The sequence below is a fragment of the Bacteroides faecalis genome, from assembly GCF_003865075.1.
GTDB classification, from domain to species: Bacteria; Bacteroidota; Bacteroidia; order Bacteroidales; family Bacteroidaceae; genus Bacteroides; species Bacteroides faecalis.
In genome coordinates this window covers 545551-559812 of sequence record NZ_BHWB01000001.1, presented here as the reverse complement: position 1 = coordinate 559812, position 14262 = coordinate 545551, and the positions used below count along the sequence as shown (strand labels likewise).

Genomic DNA, 14262 nt, shown 5'->3' with positions numbered 1-14262 from the left:
GAATGATATTGTGTATTGCCTCAAGTCACATTGTGGGGTAAGGGGATATTGTAGGCAGAAGTGGGTGCTTCAAGTTCAAATTATCTGCAAATTCAGTAATGAGAGGACGTGTAAACGCAATAAGGACGTTCAAGGGCTTAGTTGCGGATTTGAGGGTAAACTCATAAATTTCCACTAAAGAAGGGGAATCCACAGATGGGAAATAAGTCCGTCTTAAAGACAATGATGAATTATTTCCCAATGATATCTGGCTAATTACCTCCATTGTGCCATTCAAAGTCACAGTCTTCACTTGTTCACGAATACTGTTTCCATTCACTGTCACCGCATCCAGCGGATTCCAGTCGAAACGGCGAATCACATTGCCATGCGTATTATTAGGTATCGTACGAAGCATTGGCCAGACTAAACCCTTATTCAGTTTGAAAGCTCCTTCTTTATTTACCCCATACCGAAGTACCGTAGCTAGCCGTTTACCAGCCATCTCAATATGATCGGAATGAGCTTCTCCTTCTCTCACCTGCCACGTGATACTATTACCCAAACTGTCAATTTTCCAGAACTGCTGCGCATTATTAGTAGCATTTAAGAAAAATAAGAGAAGTACCCACAAGCTTATCTTTTTCATCATTGTCCTTCAAATATTAGAAGATTACTTTATCTGAATTTTAGCTACATATCCTCCGCCTGGATACATCTTAACTTTCAGTTTCTTATCCGCAGGTAAACTTTTCTCTTCCCTGCAATAATCCGTACCTTTACGATGTGCATTCACTCCATCACGGAATTCTTCTACCTGATAATCTCCATCCGGTAAGAAAGAAAGATCGATCGTCATTTCTCTGGTATCCCAGTTAGTGATTCCTCCAACATACCATACATCTCCATCCCGACGTGCGGTAACGATATATTCACCCATTTTACCATCCAAGACCTTACTTTCATCCCACACAGTAGGTATGCCTGCTATAAAACTAGTGGATTCAGGTTCACGCATATAGTTACTAGGAGAATCACACAGCATATTAAATGGAGACTCAAATATTACATATAAAGCCAACTGACGACAACGTGTACCTTGGCTCATTGGTTCTGTATAACATGGATAATAGTTCCCTTTAACTGCATTACGCATAGCACCTTGCGTGTAGTCCATCGGCCCTGATACCTGACGAATGAAAGGAATCATCACATCATATTTTACCTGATCAAGTGTAGCCGGACTCCATTTTAGCTGTTCTAATCCGTTTACTCCCTCAAAGTTCAATACATTCGGATAAGTACGGTTCAACCCTGCCGGCTTGGAAGTACCATGCAAATCGAGGATCATTTTATATTTGGCACACATTGCTGCCGCACGATAATTGAAGTCTGTCATCAATTGGTCGTCACGATCCATAAAGTCCACTTTGAAACCTTTAACACCCATTTCCGAATAATGACGGCAAACATTCTCCATATCACGATCAAAGGCATGGTAACCGGCCCACAATATAATTCCTACATTCTGAGCTGCAGCATAACCTACTAGTTCTTTCAGATTAATATCATCCACTACCTGCATTAAGTCTGCCTTTTTATTCACAGCCCAACCTTCATCAAGAATCACATATTCAATACCTTTTGCAGAAGCAAAGTCAATATATGCTTTATAGGTAGCATTGTTTACTCCGGTAGCAAAATCAACACCTTCCAGATTCCAAGCATTCCACCAATCCCAAGCAACTTTTCCGGGTTTAATCCAAGAAATATCTTTCAATCGGGATGGAGCTGCCAGTAGATAACTCAGATTACTAGCGGCTAGATCCTTGTCCGAAGTAGTCACAATAGCAATACGCCATGGAAAACTCCTTTCTTTATCTACTTTGGCAATATAATTTTCACGTTCTTCTACCAACATTTGAAGATTATTATGGCCACCTTGAACCATTTTCTTAGGATAGGGAGCAAATACACCACTCAAACTATTACCTCCTTTCGCTGTCGAAAGATAAAGTCCCGGATAATTCTCTAAATGAGTTTCAGTAATACACACTTTAGTTCCTTCATCTACTTCTACCACTAACGGAAGAAACATCAAACGTTTTTCATTCAACTTCGACAGTTTATCTGTACTATATTCATTCTCAAAGGAGTTAAAAAATTGTGATCCAAAATCGCCATCATTTCCTCTCTTCACATAAGGAACAGTTGCCGACACATCAGAAGGAAAACAAAAATCTGCCTGCTCGTTCACTACGTTGAAAGGCTTTTTCACCTGACTGACAAAACGGTAAGCTACTCCATCATCATATGCGCGGAATTCAATGGAATAATTTCCTTTAAAACGAAGTACCAATTCATTATAGCGATCTTTTATCTCCTTTGCACGATAAAAAGGAGAAGGAACTACCTGATCAACTTTTTTCTGTTTACTACCCGCCAATCCGGCATTTACTCCCCAAACCTGTCCGTTATCCAATGTCATAGAAATCGGAGAAGGAGCAAGTATTTGTTTGCCATTACAAGTGATATCATATACTAACTGCTTACCAGTAGTAATCTTGACACATAAATTATCATTCGGAGAATTAAGTTTAAACACCTTTTGTGCCTGAGCAGAAAGCACTAGCATTCCGCATGCGATCATTAGTATTAGTTTCTTCATTTTTATCATTTTGTATATGTATAATATTTTATTTAAAATCTATGATAGGAGATTATTATCTTCTTAAAACTGCATATCCAACAGTATCTTTCCATCTTTATCCACTACTTTGGCTTTAATCTTTCCATCTTGGATATCCAATCGAGTAGCACTTTGATTACTTCCTACAATAACCGGAAAATGATTACCACCACTACCTGCTTCAAAGAAATCATAACGATGGGTATGCCCGGAAATCATAAGATCAATGTTTGCCTTATTTAAAACAGGTAACATTTTAGCTGCTAAATCGCTTATTCCATGATCAGTATCCTGACCTTTGTCGAGGGAAGTAATCATTGGAAAATGCGATATGACGATACGGTATTTAGCTTTCTTAAAATCTTTGGTCTTTACCAGTTCTTTCAGCCATTCCGTTTGTTCGGTACGATAGTTGTCGAAATCATTCAATCCTGCATAGACAGGAGCAGTGTCTGGTTTATCTTCCCCACAATCTAACATTACTATCATAATATCTCCTACCAAACGACTACTATATATTTTGTCAGTTGTCTTCGGAAATAGTTTCGGATAGGTACGTGCCAGCTTTCCTCGTGTTTCATGATTGCCTCTTACCATTTCAAAAGGAATAGATGTAGCAAAAAGACGAACACTGGTATCAATAAAAGATTCAAACGGAGTCTCATCATTTTCCATATAATTCATAAGATCACCGGCATAAAGAAAAACATCACAAGTCTTATAGTCACAAAGATTCAGTAATGTTTCCAACTTCTTAGCATCGTTATGTGTATCACTTACAATAAACAATGAACCTCCCTTACCTTTGGGATCAGTCGTTTGAAAAGAGTACCATTGAGAAGTGATACTATCCCCATAAACAATTTTATATGGATTAAACTCACGTATTTCTTTTGTGAGAATACGATATTCGTAAGCAGTCCCCGGTTCTAAACCTTGGGATCGAATCGAATGAAAAGTATTATATGCATCATGCAACCCATATTCTGTATGACGATACATTTTAGATTGTGTTTCGCCCTGTTTTCGTAATTCGATACACGAAAAAGCAGGAAGTGAGGTAGTAAAAATGAAACTTACACCATCGGTAGTAACCTCTTGCAGATAAGGACCATGAGAGATTTTAAAAGCTTCAGTTTGTTTGGCAGAAAGACTGAAAGTAAGCCCAATAATCAGAATAAATGCCAAAGTAAATCGTTTAAGATGTAAAAGTGTGTTTCTCATTACATTTTCAGTTTACATATAGTTATTTAAAGGAGCCCCGATTAAGTGTTGCAAAGCTAACCCGTTATTTTTTAAGCAAATGCAACATTTGAATCAAAACCTAGAAAAATTGATTCAACCAATTAGTGTATAAATGCTGACTTATATCTCTATTTTATTCAATCCATCTTAGTAAATATAATACAGTAATCATTTCTTTAACTCAAATACCAAAGTATTGACAAAGATATAAAACCCTATTGCATCTCCCCTTTCTCAATCCTAATACGTGCATCAACGGCTATAACAGACTTATCTGTAGCTAGAAGCGGATTTATATCCATCTCTTTAATTTCTGTTGCAAATCGGAGAAGTGTGGACAAACGAACAATGATCTCTGCAAACTTGTCTTCATTCACCCCTTTTTGCCCACGTGTTCCTTGTATAATCTTATAAGCACGCAAAGAATGAATCATAGAGTATGCCTCTTCATAAGAAAGTGGAGCCAAACCGGAAGATACATCTTTCAGTACTTCTACAAAAATCCCTCCCAATCCACAAAGTACTACATGCCCGAATCTCTCTTCATATTTGGCACCGATAAACAGTTCAGTACCCTTCAACATGGGTTGTACCATCACTGCACGAGCTTCGGGAATTCTCATCATCCGCTCAAATTCTAATGCAAGATATTGCTCCCCTTTAATATTCAAAGAGACCCCTCCAACATCTGACTTATGTACCGGACCTACTACTTTAGCAACAACCGGAAACCCGCAACGATGGGCAAAAGCAAGAATCTCTTCTTTCTTATCAGAAACAAATTCATCCACAATGGAAATCCCTGCTGCATGAAGTAAGGCTTGCACATAATGCGGCTCGATGTAACCATCGTCCGGAATAGAATCAATGATACGACGAATTCTCGGCACATCTACTCCGAACAATTCAATCTCGGGTGCTGCAGGTTTAGGAGCGTTCACAATACGGGAAAGAGCTGTCCCTAATGTTACTTCATCTGCAAAATTCACATGACCTTTTGCCAGAAATGCCGCCACTTCTGCTCCAGCAGTATTTATGGATGGCAAAATAGGGAAAATAGGTTTGCGACAAACCTGCATTTTCTCATGAAGTACATCATACATCTCAAACATCGTCACTAATCCTGGTGTACCAAAGATAGCCATCATTGCATCTATATTCTCAAACTTCTCCTCACAATAATCAATACAAGTACGTAAATGTTGTGGCGTTCCGGTAGCAAGAATATCAATTGGGTTACCAACGGAAGCACCGGGAAAAAGTTGCGCTTTCAGCTCTTCCACTTGTTCTCCTTCGAGTTTGGGGACATTCAATCCACCTTTGCTTAAAGCGTCAGTCAGCATGACTCCGGGACCACCGGCATGAGTTATGATAGCAAAGTTCTTCCCTTTCAATTCCGGCAATGTAAATACACAACCTACAGTAGTGAGTTCTTCACGTGAAAAGCAACGAACAATACCTGCTTTACGAAACAAAGCTTCAACCGCTGAATCTGAACTGGCAATCGCCCCTGTATGCGAAGAAGCTGCACGACTTCCACTCTCCGAACTTCCTGCCTTAATAGCCGCTATCTTACAGCCTTTCCTAATTAAAGAAGAAGCATGGAATAGCAGCCTATCCGGTTTTTTAATGCTTTCAATATAAAGTAATTTAAGATGAGAATCTCTTTCCGGATCGAAATGCTCATCCATGAACTGAAGCACATCTTCTACCCCAATTTGTTTCGCATTACCTACCGACCATACCGAATTAAACTGTAATCCTTTCGTTACGGCACTCTCTAAAATAAATACAGCTGTAGCCCCAGAACTGGAAATTAAATCTACTCCCCTTGAATTTAAATTGGGAATAGGTTGACTGAAAACACTATGATGACAAGTATTCATTAGTCCAATACAATTGGGACCGATCAAAGATGCTCCATATTGATTGACAGTTTCTAATATCCGCTCTTCAAGTAATGCTCCTTCATGTGTTTCCTCTCCAAATCCGGCGGAAAGAATGATAAATGCTCTCGTCTTTTTTTCTTTTGCCAACAAATCGACTACATCCGGGCATAAAGCTGCCGGGATAGCTAATACAGCCAGATCTGTATCAGGTATATCTTTTACATCAGCAAAAGCAGGAATTCCCTGTATCTCTTTTTCTTTTGGATTCACTGCTCTAAGTTCTCCACGATATCCTCCATTAATCAGATTCTTCAATATAGCGCCACCTGGCTTATGTACATTATTCGAAGCCCCTACTACAACAATGCTTTCAGGACACAGTAACTGGTTTGTTATCATATCGTCTACAGGTTTTATTTAACTTAAGTACAAATATATCCTTTTCTGAAAGAAATATGAAAAAATATGCAGAAAGATTATGGTACTTATTTATTGAGGTACCTATATTATAACCTAATGACATAATTCGCATTATGTCATGTTGGGGATAAAAAGGACACTGGATATACTGTAGATCGTTTTGAATCTGGTCTGAAGTTATCAAATGTGTAAAACGCACCAGTAGAATTGAATGTATTTAAACGAAATTCAATTAGTAGGATTAAATAGTTGATATTGTTTCTAAGAAACAGTGAAATTGTAAGCATATATTGTGTAATAAATATGTTTTTATTAACCTTTTTAATTATTTAATTTTATGAATAAGCACTTGATTGTAGCACTTATGTGCTGTTTGTTTGCGGTCGGCTGCAAAGACGATTTCAAGGATCCTAGCGTATGGGATTTCAAGCCGTGCGATCCCTCGAAGCCGGTGGAATTTACGGACTTTACTCCTAAAGAGGGGGGAGTACGTACTCGAATGTATATCATGGGCTCAAATTTTGGTACGGACGAAAGCAGAATTCATGTGACGATAGGGGGGCAGAAGACACCGGTTATCGCAAGTGATGGTTCGAAGATACATTGTATGCTTCCGGCACGTGCTTACGATGGTGACATTAAAGTTGTTATTAACGACAAAGACGGTAATGTTGTAGCAGATTATGCATTTGAAGAGCGTTTTGACTACAAGTCTCAGGTAGTAGTCGGAACATTATTGAGAAATTATAATTCTGAAACTGGTGCTGCTCCGTTCCAAGATGGTGCTTTTTCTGAAGGTGCCGGAGTTCCAAGATCTGATTGGATGATGTTTGATCCCAAACCAGATAATGGAGACAAAATAATATTTACGTCTAGTTTTACGGATGGAAGTGAAGGCATTCGTATGATTAATTTAACAAAACAGGAGGTAAAAACGATTTATACAGGTTCACGATCTCCGGAAATGCAAACTTTTACTTTCTCGGCAGACGGTGATACATTATTGATTGCTGATGATAATGGTAAGGGTAATCTAGGTGATGTTTCAATGCCTAACATCCATTATTTATTACGCTCAGAGAATTTTCAAAAGTTACGTCCATATTCTTATGCTTCATGTACTTATGCTATAGCATATATGCCGGATGGTACTGTTTTCTTTACCACTTATACAGGTGGATCTATTATGAAACTTGTACGTAATAGTGGAGTTCCAGTGATAGATAAGAGCTCAACTGTTTGTTTTGATTTTCTCAAAAGTGCAGGTCGCCAAATAAAAATGAAGGTACATCCGAGTGGAAAATTTGTTTATGTATTTAGCCGTTATGATGGCGGTATTTATAAAAGTGACTATGATCCTGTTGCTAAAACGCTGGTAAGTCCCACACTTGTTGCAGGATCTTCTTATGGTGGCTCTGCGGGAGACCTAAGAGAAGGAGTAGGCTCATTGGCTCGTTTTGGACTACCTTGGTGTGGTGACTTTGTAAAGAACCCCAAGTATGTGCAGGAAGGTAAAGAAGATGTTTATGATTTTTATATCGCAGATCAACTTGGACACTGTATCTGGAAGATTACTCCCGAAGGTATTGCTTCCATTGTTGCGGGACGTAGTAATTACACTGCAGACAATGCTTACAATGGATATATTGATGGAGAACCATTGCATGAAGCTCGTTTCAACAGTCCGAAATCTATAACGTATGATGAAGAGGAAGAAACATTCTATATCGGTGATACTGGAAATCGCTGTGTTCGTTATCTAAGAACTGAATAATACTATATACTATAAAAAACATATTTAATATGAAAAAAATATTCTTACTGTTTTTGTTGGTGATAGGATGTATCAGCGCTTCCTATGCACAGGAACAACAAATAGAAGTAACAGGAATCGTTACTGATGTAAACAAAGAGCCTCTTATAGGTGTAAACATTACTGTGAAAAACATGCCTGGATTTGGTGTGATGACTGATATTAATGGTAAATATAAAATAAAAGTACCGGATTATTCCACATTAATTTTTTCTTATGTAGGATTCCAATCAAAAGAAGTATTGGTAAAAGATAAGAGAGTGATTGACGTTGTCATGAAAGAGGATGAAAATAATGTATTGGATGAAGTTACTGTTACAGGTACGGGTGCACAGAAAAAGATTACTGTAACCGGTGCAGTAACTACAGTAGATGTGTCTCAATTGAGGACGCCTTCCTCTAGCATCACAAATGCTTTGGCTGGAAATGTACCAGGCATCTTAGCGCGCCAGACTTCCGGCCAGCCGGGTGATAATATCTCCGAATTCTGGATCCGTGGTATTTCCACTTTTGGAGCAGGATCTAGTGCCTTGGTTTTAGTAGACGGGTTCGAACGTGACTTGAACGAAGTGAATGTAGAAGACATTGAAACATTTTCTGTATTGAAAGATGCTTCTGCAACAGCTATTTATGGTTCTCGAGGTGCGAATGGAGTTGTATTAATCACTACCAAACGAGGAAAAGAGGGTAAGACAAAGGTAAACGTAAAGGTTGAAACATCTTATAGTACACGTACCAAGACCCCGGAATTTGTAGATGGTGTTACTTATGTTAATATGGTAAATGAGGCTTTTACTACACGTAGCAAACCTGCTCCTTATTCAGCTGAAGACGTAGAACTTTTTCGTAACGGACTTGATCCGGAATTATTCCCGAATGTAGATTGGATGAATCTGATTCTTAAGAAAGGTGCTCCTATCTATCGTGCTACAGTCGATTTGAGTGGTGGTGGTACTACTGCACGTTATTTCGTTTCTGCGAGTTACGTAGACGAAGGCGGTATGTATAAAACAGATGAAGGATTGAAAGAATATAATACCAATGCGAACTATCGCCGTTGGAACTATCGTATGAATATTGATTTGAATCTGACAAAAACGACCTTGTTGAAAGTTGGTGTATCCGGTTCTTTGGACAAACAGAACCAGCCGGGAGGATCAGCCAGTCAAATTTGGATTTCTGCGCTCTCATACAATCCTATTGCTACTCCGGTGAAATATAAAGATGGGAAGTGGGCTGCACAGGGAACAGGTAACCAGATAAACCCATGGTTCTTGGTTACCCAAATGGGATATGCAGAAAAGTGGAATAATAAAATTCAAACTACTGTTAATTTAGAACAAGACTTAAAGTTTATCACTGAAGGATTGAAATTTTACGGACGATTCGGATATGATACTAATACCTATAACACTAACTCACATATTAAATGGCCTGATATGTGGAAGGCACAAAATAAACGAAATGCTGAAGGAAAGTTAGAATATGATAAGGTAGTATCTGAACAGTTGATGGTAGTTAATCCACATGCAACCGGTGACCGAAAGGAATATTTGGAAGCTGAATTACATTACAACCGTACTTTTGGTGACCATATAGTAGGTGGAGTTATGAAATATTCACAAGATAAGACAGTAAATACATCTGAAAACTTTGAAAAAAACGCAATTCAAGCTATCGAGCGTCGTCATCAGGGATTGGCTGGGCGTTTTACTTACGGATGGAAATATCGTTATTTCTTCGATTTTAACTTTGGTTACAATGGCTCAGAAAACTTTGCTACAGGACACCAATTCGGTTTCTTCCCGGCTTATTCTGTGGCATGGAATATTGCGGAAGAACCTATTATTAAAAATAACCTCAAGTGGATGAATATGTTCAAACTCCGTTATTCATATGGTAAGGTAGGTAATGACTATTTATCATCACGTTTCCCTTATTTGTCAACCTATAAAACAGAAGATAAATATGGCTATTATTATGGAGATATAGGTACTAATAGTTCTACTGGAGCCTTCTATCAAGGATTGACGTACAGTAACTTCGCCTCAACCGGCATTACTTGGGAAGTTGCAAAGAAACATGACGTAGGAGTTGATTTCTCTCTATTCAATGATAAGTTTAGTGGTACTGTAGATTACTTCCATGAACAACGTGATGGGATTTACATGAAACGTACTTTTTTACCCTATAGTACTGGATTGTTGGAGTATTCTCCATATGCTAATGTAGGATCTGTTTTATCAAGAGGTTTTGATGGAAATGTTGCTTATAATCAAAAGATAGGAGATGTTGCTTTGACTTTCCGTGCAAATATGACTTATAGTAAGAATGAGATCAAAGAATATGATGAAGCTTATAGTCATTTTGATTACAAAAGAAACCAAGGTTTTCGTGTAGATCAGTTGAGAGGACTAATCGCAGAAGGATTATTTGTAGACTATGATGATATCCGCAATAGCCCAAAGCAAACATTTGGAGATGTAGCTCCGGGTGATATTAAATATAAGGATGTAAATGGTGATGGAGTGATTGACAGTAACGATGAGGTGCCTATTGGAGCTACAACCAGACCCAACCTGATTTATGGTTTCGGTTTGTCGGCTCAATGGAAAGGATTTGATTTCAATTTACATTTCCAAGGAGCAGGAAAGTCCTCTTTTGCACTTTATGGATCAGTGGCTTATCCTCTTAGCCAACAATATTGGGGTAATATCCTAACCGATGTAGTAGGTAATTATTGGTCATTAGGTACTAACGAAGATCCTAATGCAAAATATCCTCGTCTTACTTTTGGAGGAAATAGTAACAATTACCGTACTTCTACTTATTGGATGCGTGACGGTTCTTATCTCCGTCTGAAGAATTTGGAATTAGGTTATACATTACCTACACAATGGACAAGAAGTTTATATCTAAATAAAGTACGAATCTATCTTATGGGAACTAATTTACTGACATTCTCCAGTTTCAAACTGTGGGATCCTGAAATGGGAAGCGGAACAGGAGAGAAATATCCTTTATCTAGAACCTATACAATAGGATTAACTGTTAATTTATAAAATAGAATACTATGAAGAGAAAAATATACTTATTATTAGGAGTAGCAGTTGTTACTTGTGGACTGTTCTTCACTTCTTGTTCCGATTATTTAAATGTGGAAAAACATTTTAGAGACACACAATCGGAAGATAAAATATTCGCTGACGATACATATACATTACAGTGGTTAGCTTATTGCTATTGCCGATTGCAAGGTGATAATGTAGAAGTTGGACATTCTCGTTTCTGTCCCCAGAATTTTGCGGACGACCAAGTGTTCAGTGAGACGTACGGCCGTTATAAAGCTTATAAACTGGGAGAAATCGGGTATGGTTATTCATATAGCGGTTACTATCAAAATGCTTGGAAATGGTCGTATGCTGCTATCTATCAAGCTACAGTTTTGATCAATAAAGTAGACGCTAATCAAGACTTTACTCCGGAAGAGATTCTTGATGTAAAAGGGCAGGCACGTTTTTTGCGCGCTTATTTCTACTGGATGTTGTTAAGAAGATATGGTCCAATTCCTTTATTACCAACTGAAGGGGTTGATTACACTAAATCTTACGATGAATTAAGTTACCCGCGTAATACATATGATGAATGTGTGGAGTTCATTGCGGAAGAAATGAAGCAGGCTGCTAAAGAGTTGCCAGAGAAACGAGATAATCTGAATCTTGCGCGTCCTACTCGTGGGGCTGCTTTGGCAGTACGTGCTAAAGTGTATCTTTATGGAGCTAGTCCATTAGCTAATGGTAATACTGAAATGGCTGATTTCACAGATAAGAGTGGGCGTATTTTGATTCCACAAGAATATGATGAATCTAAATGGGCAAAAGCAGCAGCAGCGGCTAGAGATGTGATAGAAGGTGATTGGTATAAACTTTTTACGATTAAGAAACGGGAAACTGCAGTTGCAGGTGATTATTCTTATCCGAAGACTATTGAACCTCCGTATAATGAAAAGTTTTCAGATAAGCCTTTCCCTGAAGGATGGTCAGATATTGATCCATTCGACTCCTATCGTTCATTGTTTAACGGAGAGGTCTTTTTATATAATAACCCGGAAATAATATTTAGTCGTGTTGTAAATGACGGTGGAGCCGACCATGATTATTTGGTAGATTGGTGTGATGTAGCAGATATGGCTAAGCATCAGATGCCGTCATCTATTGGTGGATGGAATATTCACTCAATGACAATGAAGCAATGTGATGCTTATGATATGGCAGATGGGAAACCATACGACCGTACAACCGGACTGACAGGTTTTACTGATAAAAATAACAAAGACCTTCATCCATATGATAATTTGGAAGAGGGAATTTGGATGGGATATGCTAATCGTGAACCTCGTTTTTATGCATCTGTTGGTTATAACGGAGCAAGATGGAATTGTACAAGCGCTACAGGAACCGGATCTGAGAAGATTATAAATAAGCAAGTATGGTACTATCGTGGTGACACAGACGGGCGTTCTAATGGAACAGAGCGTTGGCTAGTCACCGGTATTGGCATAAAGAAGTATGTTCATCCATCTGACTGTGCGTCATACGGTGGATCGATTGTTGAGAAAGTGGAACCTGCTCTCCGTTATGCAGATATCCTGCTTTCTTATGCGGAAGCGTTGAACAATTTGACAACTACCTATGAAATTCCTTCTTGGGATGAAAGTACAACATATACCATTAGTCGTGATGTGGAACAGATGCGCCGTGGTGTGAAGCCTGTCCGTATGCGTGCCGGAGTGCCTGATTATGATAATGATGTATATGGCGATAGAAACGCATTCTTTGATAAGATCGTGCATGAGCGTCAGATCGAGTTCTTTGCAGAAAGCCAACGTTACTATGATGTACGCCGTTGGAAGATTGCACCGGAACATGAAGGAGGACAAATTTACGGTTGCAATGTGATGATGGATAAGACACATGCTGAAGCGTTCTATACACCAGTTCGGGTGGCTGGAGTCCAGACCGCTTTCTCTCGGAAGCAATACTTCTGGCCCATGAATTATGATGAGCTGAAACGGAATAAGAATATGACCCAAGCTCCGGGATGGCAGGATTATGATTAAGCGATATAACATAAATAATGAAGTAATATGAAAAAAGTATATATTTTAGGAGTCATGCTATGTGCATGTACTTTATTTAATTCATGCAACGATGAATGGAATGAAGAGCTATATCGTGAAATGATCTCGTTCAAAGCACCGATAGGAAGTAACGGGGTGCATGATATTTACATACGCTATCAGCCTGATGGCAGCGGTGCATTTCAACTACCAGTAATTGTTAGTGGCTCTCAAGATAATGAACGGGATATTGATGTGAAAATCAGTGTAGATAATGATACGCTTGATCGTTTAAATCAGGAAAAATATCTGGATCGTAGAGACTTGTGGTACAAACAATTACCCGAACGCTTTTATTCGTTCCCGACAGAAAATATTTGTCATATTCCAGCTGGAAAGAATGTTCAGACTTATGATATCGATTTTCATTTAGAAGGATTGGATTTGAATGAGAAATGGGTACTTCCGCTGATGATCGACAAAGATCCTTCATATGCACAAAATGTTCGTAAAGGATATTATAAGGCACTGTTGAATATTCATCTTTTTAATGATTATTCGGGCACATACTCTTCATCAGGTATGAATGTATATTTGGGAGAAAGCAATAATGACCCTGCAACAACAAGTACTCGAACTGTTCGTGTAGTAGACGATAAATCAGTTTTCTTCTATGCCGGAACTTGGTGGGAAGAAGATGAACATCGCGACAAATATAAAGTGGTTGTTGAATTTGGTGAAGGTACAAAGGATGAGGATGGTGTAATCACCGGTCCACTGACTGTTAAAGCGGGTGATGATGCTAACGAAGCACAGATTAGTTCGTTTGGTAATTGTACATACAGAAGAAGCGTGGAACCGCATCCAACAAAACCATATATAGAATTACATACTACAGTGATGTATTTAAATTATTATTATACAGATGTCACCTCAGACCAATTTAATCCATTAGCTTATCGTGTCGTTGGTAGTATGACGATGCAACGCTCAATTAATACACTGATACCAGACGAGGATCAGGCTATTGAATGGTAGTTTATTTTTGTACATTAGTGCAGTTTCATGTATAAACAAAAAGAGGATGCTCTCGATTTTCTGTGGGCAT

8 protein-coding genes are annotated in these 14262 nt (G+C 38.5%); 4 read left to right on the top strand and 4 right to left on the bottom strand.

Annotated features, from left to right (window positions below; all coding sequences use genetic code 11):
• Window positions 1–25: 25 nt before the first annotated feature.
• The 4 genes from EJF25_RS24770 to EJF25_RS02050 all read right to left on the bottom strand — a co-directional run bounded on the left by EJF25_RS24770 (window position 26) and on the right by EJF25_RS02050 (window position 6201).
• Window positions 26–631, bottom strand: a complete 606-nt coding sequence (locus tag EJF25_RS24770; RefSeq protein ID WP_160119358.1) for a hypothetical protein — start codon at window positions 629–631, stop codon at window positions 26–28.
• A gap of 21 nt (window positions 632–652) precedes the next feature.
• A complete protein-coding gene (locus EJF25_RS02060) occupies window positions 653–2647 on the bottom strand; it encodes a retaining alpha-galactosidase (RefSeq protein ID WP_125039812.1) in 1995 nt (664 codons plus the stop codon).
• Between the two features lie 63 nt (window positions 2648–2710).
• On the bottom strand, window positions 2711–3892 hold the full coding sequence (locus EJF25_RS02055) for a purple acid phosphatase family protein (RefSeq protein WP_125039811.1): 1182 nt from the start codon (window positions 3890–3892) through the stop codon (window positions 2711–2713).
• Between the two features lie 236 nt (window positions 3893–4128).
• Window positions 4129–6201 carry an acetate--CoA ligase family protein gene (locus EJF25_RS02050; protein ID WP_125039810.1) on the bottom strand — a complete coding sequence of 691 codons (2073 nt, stop codon included), beginning with the start codon at window positions 6199–6201 and terminating at the stop codon, window positions 4129–4131.
• Window positions 6202–6559: 358 nt separating this feature from the next.
• On the opposite strand from EJF25_RS02050, the gene EJF25_RS02045 reads away from it, so the two are divergent.
• The 4 genes from EJF25_RS02045 to EJF25_RS02030 are packed head-to-tail and all read left to right on the top strand — an operon-like array spanning window position 6560 to window position 14192.
• Window positions 6560–7996 carry an IPT/TIG domain-containing protein gene (locus tag EJF25_RS02045; protein WP_125039809.1) on the top strand — a complete coding sequence of 479 codons (1437 nt, stop codon included), beginning with the start codon at window positions 6560–6562 and terminating at the stop codon, window positions 7994–7996.
• A gap of 29 nt (window positions 7997–8025) precedes the next feature.
• Window positions 8026–11097, top strand: coding sequence for a SusC/RagA family TonB-linked outer membrane protein (locus tag EJF25_RS02040; RefSeq protein WP_025076339.1), 3072 nt, complete (start codon window positions 8026–8028; stop codon window positions 11095–11097).
• Window positions 11098–11108: 11 nt separating this feature from the next.
• Window positions 11109–13154, top strand: a complete 2046-nt coding sequence (locus EJF25_RS02035; RefSeq protein WP_125039808.1) for a RagB/SusD family nutrient uptake outer membrane protein — start codon at window positions 11109–11111, stop codon at window positions 13152–13154.
• A gap of 27 nt (window positions 13155–13181) precedes the next feature.
• Complete coding sequence (locus EJF25_RS02030) at window positions 13182–14192, top strand: DUF4973 domain-containing protein (RefSeq protein ID WP_125039807.1); 1011 nt, start codon at window positions 13182–13184, stop codon at window positions 14190–14192.
• Window positions 14193–14262 lie beyond the last annotated feature (70 nt).

What these genes read in the sequence shown, in the direction of transcription:
- EJF25_RS24770 (WP_160119358.1), bottom strand. Translation starts at nt 631, where the DNA reads ATGATGAAAAAGATAAGCTTGTGGGTACTTCTCTTATTTTTCTTAAAT.
- EJF25_RS02060 (WP_125039812.1), bottom strand. Translation starts at nt 2,647, where the DNA reads ATGAAGAAACTAATACTAATGATCGCATGCGGAATGCTAGTGCTTTCT.
- EJF25_RS02055 (WP_125039811.1), bottom strand. Translation starts at nt 3,892, where the DNA reads ATGAGAAACACACTTTTACATCTTAAACGATTTACTTTGGCATTTATT.
- EJF25_RS02050 (WP_125039810.1), bottom strand. Translation starts at nt 6,201, where the DNA reads ATGATAACAAACCAGTTACTGTGTCCTGAAAGCATTGTTGTAGTAGGG.
- EJF25_RS02045 (WP_125039809.1), top strand. Translation starts at nt 6,560, where the DNA reads ATGAATAAGCACTTGATTGTAGCACTTATGTGCTGTTTGTTTGCGGTC.
- EJF25_RS02040 (WP_025076339.1), top strand. Translation starts at nt 8,026, where the DNA reads ATGAAAAAAATATTCTTACTGTTTTTGTTGGTGATAGGATGTATCAGC.
- EJF25_RS02035 (WP_125039808.1), top strand. Translation starts at nt 11,109, where the DNA reads ATGAAGAGAAAAATATACTTATTATTAGGAGTAGCAGTTGTTACTTGT.
- EJF25_RS02030 (WP_125039807.1), top strand. Translation starts at nt 13,182, where the DNA reads ATGAAAAAAGTATATATTTTAGGAGTCATGCTATGTGCATGTACTTTA.